This window comes from Paraliobacillus sediminis (assembly GCF_003426055.1).
This window is the reverse complement of record NZ_QJSI01000004.1, coordinates 171,623-188,993: the sequence shown is the minus strand read 5'-3', so window position 1 is coordinate 188,993 and position 17,371 is coordinate 171,623. Positions and strand designations below refer to the sequence as shown.

The window sequence follows — 17,371 nt, the reverse complement described above, 5'->3', positions numbered from 1 at the left end:
GTAAACATATGGTAACTCGCTATGGAAGGAGAATCATTATGACAAATAAATCACAAAAAAATCTGCAACCTGCGCAACACCAAACAAAACAACCAGGAATTGAATCTGAAATGAATCCTCTCCCTATTTTTGATAATGACACATACAAGGCAAGTGGAAAGCTACAGGATAAGCTTGCTGTTATCACAGGAGGCGATAGTGGGATTGGTCGAGCAGTAAGTATCCACTATGCCAAAGAAGGTGCAGATGTCGTTATTATTTATTTAGACGAGCATGAAGACGCCGAGGAAACAAAGCGCGCTATTGAAAAAGAAGGTCAAACGTGTTTACTCATTAGCGGTGATATAGGTGATCCTACCTTCTGTCAGTCTGCAATTGATCAAGTCATGAAGCAATTCAATAAAGTAGATATTCTTGTAAATAACGCTGCTGTTCAGTACCCACAGGAGGATTTTCTGAATATTAGTAACGAGCAATTAGAGAGAACATTTAAAACAAATATCTTTTCCTTTTTCTATTTATCAAAAGCTGTTATACCTCATATGCAAGCAGGTAGTTCTATCATTAACAGCTCATCCATTACGGCATATAAAGGGGCCGCCGATTTGATCGATTATTCTAGTACAAAAGGTGCGATCACATCCTTTACTCGATCGCTATCACAATCCTTACTACCAAAAGAAATTCGCGTTAATGCCGTAGCACCAGGACCTATATGGACACCTCTGATTCCATCAAGTTTTGATGCACAAAAAGTTGCGCAATTTGGTTCTGACAACCCTATGGGGCGACCTGGACAACCCTATGAGCTTGCACCTTCATATGTCTATTTAGCTAGTCAAGACTCCAGTTACGTAACTGGACAAATGATTCATGTTAATGGTGGCGTAATCGTAAATGGTTAAGTAAAAGCAGGATTCCTATTGGGTCCTGCTTTTTCTTTTTTTAAAAAGGCTGTTTTCAGGAAGATTGTTGTTTATGACTTAATTAACATAGACTCTGTCGTCGCTCTTATAAAAATGACAATCTAACAGTACTTATGCCTCGCTCCTCAAGCGAAGGTAGCAAATGGTTGACACTCCTGTGGGAACAGCACAAACCGAAGATCCTCTGTAGAAGCGGTCTTTGCTTCTATAGATAGCTGAGGTTGTGCCCACGGAAAGGGAGACCATTTGCTACCGTAGCGTGTCTAAAGTTGTAAGATACTTACGACAGCATTTATCTCAAGTTCGAATATTAAAAAGCAACGATGTTTGCGAAAACCTTAAAAAAAGATTGCCTTTTTCTTCATTCAGAAGTAAAGTTATTATCGTGTGGTTTTTGAAAACGTTAACTTTTTATTCTTTTTAGAGAAAAGGAGTGATTTTTTGAAAGAGTCAAATAAAACTCAAAAAATGACCTTATATGCTTTAACCTGGCCAATATTCATTGAAATCCTACTACATATGTTAATGGGAAATGCTGATACATTAATGCTTAGTCAATACTCAGATAATGCTGTTGCAGCTGTTGGTGTATCAAATCAGATATTGTCTGTTGTCATCGTGATGTTTGGTTTTGTTGCGGCTGGTGCAGCAATCCTGATTGCTCAAAACCTTGGTGCAAATAATCCGCTTATAGCTGGAAAGATTGCCGTCACATCAATTAGTCTTAATTTAATTTTTTCCTTATTACTAAGTCTGGGGTTATTCGTATTTAGTAACTCTATACTTAAACTTATGGACTTACCTGATGAGTTAATGACTGATGCAGATGCCTATATGAATATTGTTGGTGGTTTAATCTTTGTTCAAGCTATGATTATGACCGTTGCAGCGATCTTACGTAGCTATGGCTTTACTAAGGATACGATGTACGTAACGATTGGTATGAATATTGTTAATATTATTGGGAATTACTTTGTGATTTTCGGACCGTTTGGTTTCCCCGTACTTGGTGTAGAAGGGGTTGCCTACTCTACTATCATTAGCCGATTTTTAGGATTCCTAGTACTGCTCGTTATTTTAGTTAAACGAAATAAAGGTACCTTACCGTTTACATCCTTTTATAAATTTGAAAAAGAAAATGTGCGGAACTTATTAAACATTGGGATTCCTTCAGCTGGAGAGCAATTATCTTATAATGGAAGCCAAATGGTAATTACCTACTTTATTGCACAGCTTGGTACTGCCGCAATAACAACGAAAGTATACGTTCAAAATATTATGATGTTTATTCTCTTGTTTTCGATCGCAATCGGCCAAGGCACACAAATATTAATTGGTCATATGATTGGTGCAGGTGACATTGATTCTGCATATAAACGTGGGATTAGAAGTCTGCAAATTGCAATTGTAGTTAGTACCTTTGCAGCCATTGTTGTTTATTTTTCTAGTGATTTTTTACTTGGTATTTTCACTGATAATGGTTCTATTATTGAAGAAGGTGCGTTACTTCTACTTATCACAATTATTCTAGAACCAGGACGTGCTTTTAATCTGGTTGTGATTAATTCCTTGCGTGCAGCTGGCGATGTTAAATTCCCTGTATTTGTAGGCGTTTTATCAATGTGGGGAGTCAGTGTTACCTTCGCATGGTTTTTCGGAATATTTTTAGAGCTTGGACTCATCGGTGTTTGGATTGGCTTTATTGCTGACGAATGGCTCCGTGGAATGTTAATGCTTGGTCGATGGCGCTCAAAAGTTTGGGTTCGCAAATCATTTGTTTATACAAAAGAAGCAGAGGAGTAATCCTCTGCTTCTTTACTTTTCTATTTCTATATCATACTTTTGTAGCCAATAATCTACTTGGCCTAAATAAGCTAGTAATTGAGGCCCTTGCATAAGCTGCCCAAACCATGGTGTGTCAATTTCTTTTCCTTCACTAGCAACAAGTTTCTTAATTGACTCTTTATCAAATAAATCAAATAAGCGTGCATTTGGATCAGCAATAATTTGATTCATCCACCTTACAACCGCAGCTGTATAAGCAGGGTGATGTGTTTTTGGATATGGACTTTTCTTCCGATATAAAATTTCATCAGGAAGTAATCCTTCTAAAGCCTTTCTTAAAATCCCCTTTTCTCTACCTTGATATGTTTTCATTTCCCATGGGATATTCCACACATACTCAACTAAACGGTGATCACTAAAAGGAACCCGTGCTTCGAAACTTGCACCCATACTCATACGGTCTTTTCGATCTAATAACGTAGGCATAAACCAGTGCATATTCAAGTAGAACATTTGCCTTCTCTTCTTATCAATTTCACTTTCCCCATCATAAGCGGGTGTTTCATCAACTGTTTCTTGATAACGAGCTAGCATATATTCATGTAGGTCTAATTTATTTTGCCATTCTTTTGTTAGCAAACTGGTGCGAACATCTGCTGATCGTATCCAAGGAAAACCTTCACGTTCTAAGTCTTCTTCCCTGTAAAACCATGGATACCCACCAAATATCTCATCCGCACATTCTCCAGATAGTGCAACTGTTATCTCTTCTTTTGTTTTTCCACAGAACCAGTACAGAGAGCTATCAACATCAGCCATTCCAGGCAGGTCACGGTATTCGACCGCATTTTTCAACAAGTCGGCTAACGTTTCATTATCAAGTACATACGTATGTTGTTCTGTTTCGCATGCATCAACCATTTTCCCGATAAAATCCACATCACTGTTTGGTTGGAATGTGCTTTTCTTAAAATAACGCGCGTTGTCTTCATAATCGATTGAAAAAGTAGGTAGTGTTTGATTCTTTTCTTTTTTTAAATAATTCGCTGCAATTGCTGTAATTGCACTTGAATCAACACCACCAGATAAAAATGTCCCAATTGGAACATCCGATACGAGTTGGCGTTCTACTGCATCTGTAAGTAAGAAACGTATTTGTTTTGCTGTTTCTTCAAGACTGTCTTTATGCGCTTTACTTTTTACATTCCAATATCTTCTTGTACGAAATCCGTTACGGTCTACTATACCAACATGAGCGGCCTTTAATTCATTGATACCTTTAAAAACACCATTACCTGGTGTTCTAGATGGTCCAAGCGCTAACAGTTCACTTATACCATCTTGATCTAGAACGGCTTTGACATCCTCGTGTGCTAGGAGTCCTTTGATTTCAGATGCAAATAAAAATGCGCCGTTTTTTTCGGTATAAAATAATGGTTTAACACCTAAACGGTCACGAGCAAGAAAAAGTTTTTCATTCTTAGAATCCCAAATTGCAAATGCAAAGATACCATTAAATTTCTCTACACACGCTTCCTTCCACTCGATATAACTTTTTAGAAGTACCTCTGTATCAGAATGTGAATTAAAATGCCATCCGCGTGTTTGTAATTCAGCTCGGATATCGTCTGTATTATAAAGTTCTCCGTTATAAACAAGTACGTAGTCATTATCTTCTTTCAGACAGTGCATCGGTTGCTTCCCACCAGCTGGATCAACGACAACTAGACGCTTATGCCCAAACGCTACATGCGTATCTACCCACTCTTTTTGTTCATCTGGTCCTCTATGTTGCAAGGCATTAGCCATGTTCTTTATAGTTTGCTCGGACTTGGTTAAATCTTTTTGATAATCAACGCAACCTGTTATACCGCACATAATTTAATCACCACATCCTCTCGCATATTGAAAAAGAAATCTTATGTCTATTTATATGATGGGCGTCTGGGAATGTGTCAACTATTAAAGGCTCATAACTATCTAAATAAGGAATATATGAGCCATTAGATAATTATATGCTCCCTTCGGCAAATTATATGCTCCCCTCAGAAGAATAAATGAGCATTCCAGAAATTATATGAGCCGTCAGAGCTAATCTGCTTATTTTAAGATGTATTTTACTCCTTTATTCTTACCAATCACTTTAAAATTGGCCTTTTGCAATAATCTTGTTGCAGTTTTTCTTGATTCTAGGTTCAAAAACTCTCTAGCTAGCTGATTTGTTATTTCATTTCCAAAAATAATCTTGTATTCTTGCAAAGCTCTAATAGAAGCATCCGAATCTTTATGAAAGCAACTCGGACAATGCCAACTTCGCTGTTTCCTAATCATGAAAACGCGTTTACAACTCGTGCACCACACACCATTACGTATAGCTTTTCGATGAATACGATACTTTTCGACAACAGTAGCATTCGATGGTTGATGAGAATCTCTTAATTGATTTGCTAGTTGCAAACTTTCAGCCTGGTAATTAGCTGTGTTTGAATGGTTTGATAGTAATTGGCTGATATGCTGTGGGAGTCTTTCACGAAGCAAAAAATTGGGCTGTGTTCCGTTAATTTGTAACATACAATTTTGATTTGCAAACACCACGACTGTATATATTGGAATTTCAGACCTGTCCAAATAACGTTGCAATCGAGAGCGTTGCATCTCAACTTGTGCACGAGGATCATCAAAACGATCAAGCTCACCATTATTACGTTTTCTAGTCAGTAAACCTGTCTCTACTTGATAAATCAAAGAGCCTGTATAGTTTTTCACTTCAACAATAAGGATGAAATTAGAAAAAATCATTAGTGTATCAATTTGAAAAAAATCAGATCCTTTCTTATCTTTTATACGAAGTCCATGCAAGAAGAGTGGTTGTTTAACTATGTGTCGATAATAGTAGTCAAGTGACTGTTCTCCTTTGTAGCCGGATTGTTCCCGTCTCAGATTTTCTGTTAATAAGTCATATAGTGGATCTAGGGGTGAGATTCTAGGAGTGAGAACTTCTAGCTGAACGTGGATAGCTGTTTTTTGACGAGGCAAAATTATCAATTACCAAAACCTCCTTTTTAAAATGATTATACCTCAATCAAATAATTATTTGAAACAAAATAAAAAAAGTTCCACCCGTATAATACGAGTAGAACTCTCTATTCTTTAAAAACCTATAAAGGTAAAAATCCCCAAGGTAAGCGACCAAATCCTAGTGCAAGTACAATAATTAAGGAGACAGCTAATTGGACCATAAATCCTTTCGTAGGTTTCCCTTTTGCGTATCGAACTAACAGGATTTCTAAGCAAGCAATTACCCATAATCCTGCTGCTGCTTTAATAATTAATTCCGCCATATAACTATTCCAAGTACCTGACACAATATAGTTATAGAATAAGTCGCCACCAGAATATAAGATTAATAGATAACTAAGCCTTGTAATCATATGCATTACTTTCGCTGGCTTCTGTTTTTTGTTTTTGTAAAGTGAAAAGGTAACTGCAAATAAAATAAGTGCTAGAACCCATCCTGTTATGTGTAAATGAATCATTTTTATTTCCTCCTATACTATTATACATTTATCGTTTGTTCTGCAACTTCTCCATATACATCAAACGACGCCATACCCACTCTATTGGACCAAAACGATAGCGTTTCACATAGGTTCTACTGAGTAAGATCTGAATAAGATAAACCGCACATACGATCCCAATACTTCCTAGTGGTTTTATATTACCATATAACCCAAATCCGGTCGAATAAAACAAGAAAAAGCAGACAATCGATTGGAAGATATAATTCGATAACGACATTCTGCCAACATACGTAAATGGTTTCAAGATTTTCTGCCAAAATGCACGTTGATAAGCTAAGGTAATTGTCGTCAAGTAAAAGATCGCTGACGCTGAGCCACCAATAGTGTCTTGAATCATCGATAACCATACCGGATTTCCCCATATATATAATCCAGCCTTTATGCCAACAAACAATACGAATGAAACAAGCCAGACTTTATGCAAAAACGATTGGTGTGCTTCAACATCATGCAACCATTTCTTTCGAGCTGTCACCATTCCTAATAAAAATAGTGGTAATAGGTTACACGCTAAGATAAAGTAAGTGAAAACGCCATTGCTATATGACCAATCTTGCAAATTCTGTGCCCATATATCCGCTAAACTTCCTGATCCATACCGCTTAACTGCTTCTTCGATCGCAGTGAGATTATAGCCACCCAGTAGATCACGAACAGGATACAACATCAGCGTATATAACAGCGTCGGAATAGTTAATAAGCTAATTGCCCAGGCAATTAATGTCCGGTCTGACCTTTTAAAGAATAAAAAAAGCAACATACCAATAATGCCATATGTAAGCAGAATATCTCCATGCCAGATCAAAAAGGCATGTATCAAACCGAAACCGATTAATATGACTAAACGTCGAAAGATCAGTTTATTAACAGGTTGTTCTCTTCGCACAATATTTTCGACAATAATTTGAATTCCAAAACCAAATAAAAAAGAAAATAGAGTATAAAAACTAGCTTGAAAAAAAATATCAATCATTACTTGAATACTTTGATCGATACCAGATGTCCAAAAGGTATCCTCCCCACCATACAAAAAATAAGGAGCATTAAAAGCAGGAACATTGACCATAAATATCCCGAAAATAGCAAATCCCCTTGCTGCATCAATCCAGGTTAATCGCTTTTTTTCCGCTAAAGGTGATACCTGTTGATTCATAAAATCGCCTCTCCCTAATCATCCATAATGTCATACTTTCTATTGTATAGGAAAATGACACAAAATTGAATGAGTTTCATAAACTACTAGAAAAGGAGGAGTTAAAATGCCTGCTATAGTCGGAGCTGTGAAAGTAATAACGCTTGGTTCATCCAGCATTTTTCATATAGGTGATGTTTACATGATGCAACCCAATTCTAGCGCAAAAACTTTTGCAGGTGGCGGTTCCTTTAATACTGGAGATGGTATTAGCGTTCAGTTTGATCAAACCAATACAACAATAAATGACCAAGACAAATTCGATCAAGTTATATCGAGTTTATAAAGATTGAGGTGTGAGATGTGGATTTAATCGTTCATCAATCAATAGCCATTCATTTGTTGAAGATCGGAAGTATTTCGAACTCTTCTGTTCTCCAAATTGGAAGCGCTGGATCAATCCAAGCCTCATCCCAGCTCTATAACACCGGTGAATACCAAGAACTCGCCGATCCCGCTGAATTGCAGCCTGGGGTAAACACACCACTAGTGCCACTTATCCCACCCTCTTAAGCACAAGTGGGCTACTTACACATATGTTAGTAGGAGCTATATACTATACACTTGACTTGTAGGGAGGGGTAAGGTGTGAATGATCCCGCATGGTACGAATACATGCAACAACTACATCAACATATAATGGAACAAGATAAAAAAATTCAAACACTTACAGAAAGACTTGATCAAATGGAATTTCAACAACCCACAAACCAACAAACAACAATTGAAAAGTTAGAATATCATTTTGATCAATTAAAAATTGATCGGATGGACGGCACGTTGCATATCGGTTTAGCACCAGAAGACTTCACTAAAATGGACAATTTTTCACTACCACTTCGCAATCAAAATCAAAATCAAAACCATCAACAGTTAATACACGAATTAGATAATTATTTAACACGTGAAGGGGATGCGATGTTGCAGCAACTCGTTCATGAATATCAATACCAATTAGATGAACCTAACAGACGGTTACTTTTAGAAGATATTCGAAAACAACTACCAGGACGTGTGACTTACTATGAACAGGAAGGCATAAAGCAGCAAATTAAGAATAAGCAACAATTAGAGACATATATCCATCAACAAATTCAAGCAGAAATTCCACATTCCTTGCGTCTCTATTTTGAGAAAAAAACAAATAAAGGAGATTAGTTCTTATGAATTTTGAAGTACACAACTGGAAATTACATGTTGGTAATGTAGATATCACCGCAATATCTTCTTCATCCGTTTTCTTAGTTGGTGACAATGATTCGATGCAACTACAATCGTATTACGATACACCACCAGACTCTTATATTGTTGGCTCATTAGTCCCACTTAGTCGAATGGATGTTGGAGAAAATCATGTTACGCACGAGTAATGTTAAGCTAGTACGTGTCAATTCTATTGGGTACTCTTCCATTCTAGAGATTGGGGATGCGAAACGTTCCCAACAGACGAGTAAGGCTATCGCTGTTCAGAGGGAAAACGGCATGCAAACAGATGAAGAGATCTCCTTTTCAGATTTTCCTATATTTGAAAGAACCTCCCCTACACTTACACCTGTAACAACAGTAATTAGGAAAACAACCAATCACCAAAAAATGATCACGGTAAATTCTATTGATGTTACGGGTGTCAGTGCTTCTTCTGTTATGCAAGTAGGAAATTTAGAATCGATTCAATCAGAGGCACGAATAAAGCATATTCGTATTTTAAAAGGAACGAACGAATAATATGTGCATACGATATGATAAATACACTAAAAAAGTGGGTGTGTCAAAATGCCGTCGATTGTTGGACCGATTAAAATTAATGAAGTAGGTGGTGGCGTAATTAATTTCGGTGATAGTTTTTATTTAGCACCAAAAAGCGCCTCCAAAACAGCTGCTGGTTCTGGGGCTTTTAACACCGGAGACTTTATCAATACAAACACTGGCTTAAACGCAACAAATGCACTTGACCCAGATGCCGTCGATCAAGTAGTCAGTGGTAACGCATGAAATAAGTGGGGAACCCCACTTTTACATAACAATTACTTATTTTTAAAAAACGATAAACCCCAACTAGATTATCGTCGCAATAATATTCAACTGCGACGTAACTTAGCAGATTACTTCGCTCTGAAAATCCACTACGCTTTCCGCAGGCACGTCTTCAGCTAACTTGGAAGAAAGACACTTCCAAGTGGATCTTCAGATCGCGCTGTTCCTGCAGGAGTCGTAGTGGATTTCCTTCGCTAGTCGGTAATATGTTTATTGATGAAGTTGCTTTATCAACAATATCAGCCCTTTTCGAATAATATTAATATAACTAAACGCTGTCATAAACGTAATAAAACTTTAGGAGCCAACAAATAACATATGGTGTACTACTATTAAGTTATTAAATTCTGTCCAGCGAAGGAAGAAAATGGTTGAGACTCCAGCGGGAACAGCACAAACCGAAGATCCTCTATAGAAGCGATCTTTGCTTCTATAGATAGCTAAGGTTGTGCCCACGGAAAGCGAGACCATTTACTGACGCAGCGAGGACAAGCATAACTTATAACTACGTCACAGTTTCTATCTACTGCGAAATTGAAAAAGAAAAGCTGATGCGTTTATCGATCGCATCAGCTTAAAAATTATGTCACTTCGATTACTATCGCTTTATCGAAGAAGTATAGATATTTTGCTTTGACTGGCTTTTTCCATATCTCTTCTAATGCACGTGCATATAAATTCATTTGAACTTGATAGCGTTCAAGTAATACTTTTTCATCTACATTGCCTTGAATTTTATCTGTTTTATAATCAATTAGTATCCAACCATCGTCCGCTGGTATTAATAAATCCATTACACCTTGGATGAATATACGTTCTTTTTCTTCCTTATTCCAATCAGCATAAATTTCACTTGCATCTACTGTCAAACTAAATGGCACTTCGCGATGCATGTGAGATGACGCTATAACCTGCTTACCAATAGACGTTTGGAAAAATTGAAGTATAGCAGATAAATTAATAACGTCAGCTTGATCCTGCGTTAAGATCTCACGTACGACCATTTTTTGTACCTCTTCAGCCAGTTCCGCTTCCTGCCACTGTTTCGTAAAGGGTAGATGTTGCATCACCGTATGCATGGCTGTTCCTATTTCCGCTGCACTTAGTTTCTTTTCTTTTTGCATAAAAGCTGGCCGTCTCATAATTGGCGCTTGAAATTTTTCAACTAATTGGGTATCACTATAATCATCTTTTACTTCATGTTGTCTTTTAATTTCTGTTACCGTCTGTTTAGCCCGATAACTTGCTGCTTGTTGATGCGGATAAGTGAAATTCAAACGATCCCGTACTTTCACATCTAAAGGTTCCTCTGTAGTAGGAATCGTTTCCCAATTCTTAATTTTATCAATCAAATCCACCGACGCCGTTTCTTTCTTTTCTACAATTGTTCGATAAACATCGGCATTCTCTACTTGTATTTTCCAATTTGATTGATCATTCTGAATCGAAATCGGAATCTTCGCACTCAGTTCACTGCCACGTAAGACGTCAGCCTGTTGGTGTCTGATTAATGTTGAGGCTACCCAATCAAGATACGTGTTCGTTTCCAAGCGATAATGTGCTGGCAAAACAAGCGCACTATGTTCCGTTATTTCTTGCCATTTTGCCTGTTTTTTCTCAAAGGAAGCTACTGTACCAATCATAACAAGCTTTTCTTTTGCTCGGGTTAAGGCGACATATAAAACGCGCATTTCTTCAGCCCATAACTCTCGTTGCATTTGTTGTTTTAATGCATGATAAGCTAGTGTTGGATACATGATTCTTTTTTCAGGATCAATATATTTACTACCAAAACCTAGATCTTTGTGCAAAAGGTATTTCTGACGTAAATCTTGTTGATTAAATTGCTTGTCCATCGCTCCTAAAATAACGACTGGGAATTCTAATCCCTTACTTTTATGGACTGTCATAATACGAACAACATCTTCTTGTTCACCTAATGCACGCGCTGCTCCTAGATCATCACCGTTTTCTTCCATGCGATCAATAAAGCGTAAAAACCGGAACAGCCCACGGAATGATGTCGCTTCATACCCTCGTGCGCGATCGTATAAGGCACGTAAGTTTGCTTGTCTTTGTCGTCCACCAGGTATGCCACCAACAAAATCATAATAACCAGTGTCACGATAAATCTGCCAAATCAATTCAGCTAAAGCACCTTGACGTGCTTGCAAACGCCAATCCTCTAACTGTGTTAAAAATAATTGAATTTGAGCTCTTTTTACGTCTGAAGGTGTTTGGTTAACAAACGTTTGTAATGCTTCATAATAACTCGTTCGTTTTTTAGATAAGCGAATTTGAGCAAGATCCTCTTCATTAAGTCCAACAATTGGTGAGCGTAATACACTAGCTAAAGGGATATCTTGTTTTGGATTATCGATCACTTTTAATAAGCTAAGCATGATCTTAATCTCAATCGCTTCTAAATAACCCGTTGCAAGCTCCGCATAAACTGGAATCCCTTGTTGTTTCAATTCCTCCATGATTGTAGACGCCCATGTCATTGACCGCATTAATATCACGATATCGCGATATTCAATATTTCGCTTCGCTCCTGTTGCTTTATCAATTACTTGCATTGGTGGTGTATCTTTATTTCCAATCCACCGCTGAATCCGCGTTGCATAAGCACGCGCTTCAATCTGTGCTTTTTCTAAATCCTCTAAACTTTCTGCTTGTTCATCGCTTGCATCTTCCTGTGTTTCACGATCAATAATCACAACTTCTGCATCTGCATCCGCTAGCGTTATTTCATCATACATAAGGTTTGCATAAATTAACGCTGCATCATCTTCATAGGCAATCTCGCCAACTTCTTCATCTATTAGTTGCTGGAAAATATAGTTTGTTGCTGCAAGTACTTCTTTTCTACTACGAAAGTTTCGAGCTAAATCAATCCGATGTGCTGGATGACTATCCGCAGCAAATTGATTGTATTTATTAATAAACAAAGATGGCTCCGCATGACGAAAACGATAAATACTTTGTTTCACATCTCCAACCATAAACATATTGCCTGGATCTTTTTGCGTAACTAATGTTAACAATGTTTCTTGCACTAAGTTCGTATCTTGATATTCATCTACCAACACTTCTGAGAATTTTGCTTGTAGCGCACGGGCAACTTCTGACGGTTTTGCTTCGTCTGCAGTTGATTCCTCCGCTAATAAAATTTCTAAAGCATAATGTTCCAAGTCAGAAAAGTCAACGAGTGCTTTTTCTTTTTTTAAGCTAGCATAATTTTGTTTGAATTCTTTTACAAGGATCACGAGTTGCTTCATTGTTGGATATAGGTGCTGCATATCGGTTAAATAACTAGAAAGCTCTCGTGAAAACCAATCAGTAGCCAGGTCGTTCCAACGCTTTTTATATTTGGCACGTATTTCTTTCACTTTTTCCTTTTTGGCTTCATCACAATCCGCTTTCTTACGTGATAATGCGGTGAACTTTGAAGCTTTGAAGGTCGCTTGCACCATGTCCCAGCCCATTTCCAATTGAGCACTTGCTTCCTGAATCATAACCAAATCAGCATCAATTGCATCTGCATAATGGTAAGGACCATCACTTTCTCTTGTTAACGCAAGAGCTGACTCCGCCTCCGAACGCATGGCAAAAAGCTGACTTTTTACATCTCTTTTTAAAATTTGCAACCAATTAATTTGACTTTCATCTGTATCGGAACTAACTTGGTACATTGCAGCTAGATTATCTAACCACTGTTCTGGCCATGGGTTCTGCATTGCAAAGTTATATAATTTTAAGACGAGTGCTTCTACTTCTAGATCGCTACGATCACTAGAGAAACGATCAATCACTTCAAAAAATGCATCTTGCTCAGCGGGCTCTTTGCCATACCAATCCTCGAATAAATCTTCTAATACTTCTTGACGCATCAAGTCCCCTTCTACACTATCAGCAATTCGAAACCCTGGATCAATATCCAATAGATATGAATTGCGACGGATCATATCCATACAAAAAGAATGCAATGTTTGGATCGACGCTTGCTGTAGTAAAGACAATTGCTTCTTTAAATGGAATGATTCAGGGTTGTCTTCTAATGCTTTTTCAAGTGCTTCTGCAACACGATTTCGCATTTCTTGTGCAGCAGCATTTGTAAATGTCACAACTAGTAAAGAATCTATATCAATCGGTTTTTCTTGGTTCAGCAATTTTTGAATAATACGCTCTACTAGAACAGCAGTTTTCCCAGATCCCGCAGCGGCTGCCACTAACGTATCACTCCCACTTGTATAAATGGCATCTTCTTGTTCCTTTGTCCATTGTGGCATTAGAATTCCCCCTTCTTGATAATTTTTTGCATTACTTCATCTTCTTTATAGGTGTGCAAGCGTCTGTAATTGTTCTCTGGTAACGTTGCATCGAACTGACAAACAGAGCGGAATGAGCAAAAACCACATGCAGTTTGCTGTTTTTGTTGATACGGATTTAAATGAACACCACCGTTTGTTATATCAACACCTGCTTCAGTCATTAATTGCCGTACATACCCTTGTAGATGGCCAAAGTTTTCATTCGATGTTATTTGAGAACCACTTCTAAATGTTCCATCTTTCTTCAATCCAGCTGGAATCATAGAACTCATGCCTGTCTCTAAATCTGTATCCATCAGTTGGACCACTTCTTCATCCTCGATTAATAAGCCTTGCATCTTAAATTTCTTGAATAATTTTTCCTCAAGTGATTGTTCATCTATCGCTTTTGTTTCGGATATGATTGGGTTATGAACATGAAAATAAAGAACGCCAGCTGGTGTTGCTTGAATGCCTAACCATTTTTCTGAATTCGCTAAAATAACATCTAAATAAGCAAGCATCTGAAGGGATAAACCATAATACACTTCCACTAAATTTAGTCCTTGAGCACTCGATTTATAATCAATGATGCGCAAGTATAGAGCATCTTTTATATTAGCGCGATCCACCCGATCAATTCTTCCACGTAAAACGAGCTCATGTCCATTAGGTAAGTCTAATTGCAAGGGATCTAATTGACTTTCAGGTAATCCGAATCCCATTTCCAACCCAATTGGAGAAAAGTTGCTTTTTCTCGATTGCTCACTTAAGACATACGTTGCCCGGGAAATAATTCGCTCTAATTTCGTTTTCATATAATCGTAACGATTCGAGCTTTGCAAAATTTGGTGTTGTAAAATCGGTGCAAGTTGCTTCACAGCTCGCTCTGCATATTGATCTGCCTCTACTTGATAAATATCAACAAATCCACGTCCTTCTTTTTGAATCCAATCTGTTATTTGCTTGAGTGCTTCGTGGAACAATTGACCGATATCAGGTGCATCTAATTTATATGTTCGTCTTTCTTCTAAACCTAAACTATATTGTGCAAAGTGTTGGTAGGAACAACGATGATACATCTCCATCCGAGATACACTTGCTTTTATTTGTTTTGGATATAAGGCTTCGATTGTTTCTTTTGATAAATCTGTTGTGCTATTCTGATAAAATAAACTTTTTAGAATCGTATTTGTTTTACTGTGTTGATCATGGTTTGTCACAAACCAATTAAACACACTCCACCAAATTGGATCAATTGGATAGGCACGTTGATACTTTGCTAATTGAGCTGTTAAAGCGGACCTTGTTTTTGTTGGTGTTGTGACAAAACGATCAGAATCAGTCATTTCCTCTGGATCAGGTAACAAAATGCTTTCAGCGTTTGTAGGAAATAGATCATGTATTCGCTTGACCAAAGAAGATGGCATCTTGCCCTTTCCTTCCGCGTCGCTAAGTGGATAACTGATCCATAGCCTCTCTGATGCTACAGTGAAGGCTAAATAAACATAAAACCAATCATCTAATAATTGTTGCTTTTCTCCATCTGCGAGCTTTAATCCATGCTCCTCTAAAGACATCCGATCCGATTCTGATAACATCCCATCAATACTCGGCTTCATCGGCCACGTACCTTCATTCACCCCAAGTAAAAAGGCAGACTTAATTCCACTAACCCGTGAACGATCAATCGTTCCTATTACGACATGATCAATACTTGGTGGCACATGGGAGAACTTTAACGTTTCAAATCCAGTTTCTAAACTATGTTGAAACAACTGTAGGGAAATCTTTTCATCCCCTGTAATCTCTACCATTTCATCAAGTAATTGCATTACAGCATCCCATACTTGTCCTTGCTCACGTGCTGCTTCAATCTGACCATTTTCATCTAATTGATCACGAATCTCTTCTAGTTGTTTGGTAATATCCAATGATTCTAGCCAGGTAAATAAAACGATAGCTCTTTCTTCAATCGTCTTTGCTTCTCGTAAGCTATCATCCAATGGTTTCATCGTTTGGATGATTTGTTTACGATAATGATTAATTTGGTTTTGCATTTGTCTTTCCTGATCCGTTTGTGTCGCCTGATCAAACCCACGAAAACGTTGGAAGATCCATGACTTTTCTCCAAGCCATTGCTTTCTTCCACGTATACCATATTCCAACACATAGTTCTCTAATGTATCGACCGCATTTTCATCTAATGGATCTTCTTGACTTTGGCTAGGAATTAATCCAGTCTTCAACAAACGAAAGACTGCATCATAACGCCAGTTTCCACTTACAACATCCAATGCAGAACGTATTAATTCAATTAATGGGTGGTGGAGCATCGTGCGTTTTTCATCAATAAATGCTGGAATCTGATAGTCTTGAAAAATAGTTGCAATCAAGTCATGATAAATAGCAGTTTCTCGAACTAATACAACCATATCTTGATAACGATAGCCTTCTTCTCTGACTAATCGAAGAATTTCCTGTGCTGCCCCTTCCACTTCTGCACGTGGATGTACAGCTTGGGCTATTTGAATCGGTACTTCAGCATGATAAGCAGGAGCCGGACGCTTATCAAAATATTTTTCTAAATGGACAAAGTACGGTTTTACATCTTCTTTTGGATTTACTATTTCAACCTTTTTAGTAATTGCTAGATTATCCGCCATTTCCACTAATGTTTGATATGTCTCTTTTGTTTGAGAAAACAAATCAAATTGGGAGACAGTTTCATCTGTAGCCTGATCCATTGTCAATGTTACCGTAACGTCATCACTTTTTTTCATAATTGCTTCCAACACCAATTGCTCTTGTGGCGTGAATCGATGGAAACCATCTATATATACAACAGCATCTTCTAAAAAAGTTGTTTCGCCTATTTTTTGAGCTAATAAAGCTAATTGGTCTTCACTATCAATATACTTGCCATATAACACGCTTGATAACTTGTCATAAATATAATGTAAATCTTCTAATTTTTGCTTCAGACCAATTTCATTCGGTTCAAGATGCTGAAAACGATCCATTTCGCTTATCTGCACAGCTAACATATCTGGTGTGATACAATAGCGTTTAAACTCCGTAATCATTGTTTCCATTTGATCAATAAAACCTTGTTTCTCAATTGACTTCTGAAACATTTGCCAATCTGTTGTTCGTTCTTCAATAATTTTCCGCAACATCATTTGCACACCTGTTGAACTAATAAATTGCTTTGTCGCACCACCAGTTTCCTGGAGAACACGCCAAGCAAGTCTAGAGAAACTAAACACTTGTGCACGAATGCTTCCGCTAACATCTTCGTCATCTATGAGTGCATACTCTTGTTGGAAAGTCATCTGATCTGGAACTAAATATATAATCGCAGGCCCCTCAGGGTCACTTTTTAATTTGTTTTTTATTTCGTCTAAACATTGGTTACTCTTTGAAGTTGTTGCATTTCCTAATAAAAAGCGTATTCCCATAATTTTTCTCTCCTATCATTGGATCGACTATATCTATTTTAACATGCCCGCACGAAAAAAAAGAGTGTGGACATCTATT

General features: G+C 37.6%; 14 protein-coding genes. 8 read left to right on the top strand and 6 right to left on the bottom strand.

The features are described 5' to 3' along the window. Nucleotides 1-38 precede the first annotated feature (38 nt). Both D2K60_RS19945 and D2K60_RS19940 read left to right on the top strand, forming a co-directional pair. A complete protein-coding gene (locus D2K60_RS19945; RefSeq protein ID WP_117170864.1) occupies nucleotides 39-905 on the top strand; it encodes an SDR family oxidoreductase in 867 nt (288 codons plus the stop codon). A gap of 489 nt (nucleotides 906-1,394) precedes the next feature. After that, nucleotides 1,395-2,729 carry an MATE family efflux transporter gene (locus D2K60_RS19940; RefSeq protein WP_117170972.1) on the top strand — a complete coding sequence of 445 codons (1,335 nt, stop codon included), beginning with the start codon at nucleotides 1,395-1,397 and terminating at the stop codon, nucleotides 2,727-2,729. 12 nt (nucleotides 2,730-2,741) lie between these two features. On the opposite strand, the gene asnB is transcribed toward D2K60_RS19940, so the two are convergent. The 4 genes from asnB to D2K60_RS19920 all read right to left on the bottom strand — a co-directional run bounded on the left by asnB (nucleotide 2,742) and on the right by D2K60_RS19920 (nucleotide 7,445). Continuing rightward, the gene (asnB, locus tag D2K60_RS19935) at nucleotides 2,742-4,589 is read right to left on the bottom strand and encodes an asparagine synthase (glutamine-hydrolyzing) (RefSeq protein ID WP_117170863.1); all 1,848 of its coding nucleotides are present in this window, start codon (nucleotides 4,587-4,589) and stop codon (nucleotides 2,742-2,744) included. Nucleotides 4,590-4,811: 222 nt separating this feature from the next. Then, nucleotides 4,812-5,756, bottom strand: a complete 945-nt coding sequence (locus tag D2K60_RS19930) for a nuclease-related domain-containing protein (protein WP_117170862.1) — start codon at nucleotides 5,754-5,756, stop codon at nucleotides 4,812-4,814. Nucleotides 5,757-5,869: 113 nt separating this feature from the next. Next, a complete protein-coding gene (locus tag D2K60_RS19925; protein ID WP_117170861.1) occupies nucleotides 5,870-6,247 on the bottom strand; it encodes a YisL family protein in 378 nt (125 codons plus the stop codon). A gap of 28 nt (nucleotides 6,248-6,275) precedes the next feature. Then, nucleotides 6,276-7,445 carry a DUF418 domain-containing protein gene (locus D2K60_RS19920; RefSeq protein ID WP_117170860.1) on the bottom strand — a complete coding sequence of 390 codons (1,170 nt, stop codon included), beginning with the start codon at nucleotides 7,443-7,445 and terminating at the stop codon, nucleotides 6,276-6,278. Nucleotides 7,446-7,551: 106 nt separating this feature from the next. Between D2K60_RS19920 and D2K60_RS19915 the strand changes: the two genes are divergently transcribed. The 6 genes from D2K60_RS19915 (at nucleotide 7,552) to D2K60_RS19890 (ending at nucleotide 9,476) form a co-directional block, all read left to right on the top strand. Next, the gene (locus D2K60_RS19915; RefSeq protein ID WP_117170859.1) at nucleotides 7,552-7,770 is read left to right on the top strand and encodes a spore germination protein; all 219 of its coding nucleotides are present in this window, start codon (nucleotides 7,552-7,554) and stop codon (nucleotides 7,768-7,770) included. Nucleotides 7,771-7,787: 17 nt separating this feature from the next. After that, nucleotides 7,788-7,997 carry a spore germination protein GerPB gene (locus D2K60_RS19910; RefSeq protein ID WP_117170858.1) on the top strand — a complete coding sequence of 70 codons (210 nt, stop codon included), beginning with the start codon at nucleotides 7,788-7,790 and terminating at the stop codon, nucleotides 7,995-7,997. 75 nt (nucleotides 7,998-8,072) lie between these two features. After that, the gene (gene gerPC, locus D2K60_RS19905; RefSeq protein ID WP_117170857.1) at nucleotides 8,073-8,642 is read left to right on the top strand and encodes a spore germination protein GerPC; all 570 of its coding nucleotides are present in this window, start codon (nucleotides 8,073-8,075) and stop codon (nucleotides 8,640-8,642) included. A gap of 5 nt (nucleotides 8,643-8,647) precedes the next feature. Beyond that, the gene (locus D2K60_RS19900; RefSeq protein WP_117170856.1) at nucleotides 8,648-8,854 is read left to right on the top strand and encodes a spore gernimation protein GerPD; all 207 of its coding nucleotides are present in this window, start codon (nucleotides 8,648-8,650) and stop codon (nucleotides 8,852-8,854) included. Continuing rightward, entirely contained in the window at nucleotides 8,838-9,209 is a 372-nt protein-coding gene (locus tag D2K60_RS19895) for a spore germination protein GerPE (protein ID WP_162880801.1), read from the top strand. The genes D2K60_RS19900 and D2K60_RS19895 overlap by 17 nt, the downstream gene beginning before the upstream one ends. A 48-nt stretch (nucleotides 9,210-9,257) precedes the next feature. Then, a complete protein-coding gene (locus tag D2K60_RS19890; protein WP_117170854.1) occupies nucleotides 9,258-9,476 on the top strand; it encodes a spore germination protein in 219 nt (72 codons plus the stop codon). A 623-nt stretch (nucleotides 9,477-10,099) separates the two neighbouring features. Here the strand turns inward: D2K60_RS19890 and addA are convergent. Both addA and addB read right to left on the bottom strand, forming a co-directional pair. Then, nucleotides 10,100-13,810, bottom strand: a complete 3,711-nt coding sequence (gene addA, locus D2K60_RS19885; protein WP_117170853.1) for a helicase-exonuclease AddAB subunit AddA — start codon at nucleotides 13,808-13,810, stop codon at nucleotides 10,100-10,102. After that, nucleotides 13,810-17,292, bottom strand: coding sequence for a helicase-exonuclease AddAB subunit AddB (addB, locus tag D2K60_RS19880; protein ID WP_117170852.1), 3,483 nt, complete (start codon nucleotides 17,290-17,292; stop codon nucleotides 13,810-13,812). Before addB ends, addA begins: the two co-directional genes overlap by 1 nt. Between the last annotated feature and the right edge of the window lie 79 nt (nucleotides 17,293-17,371).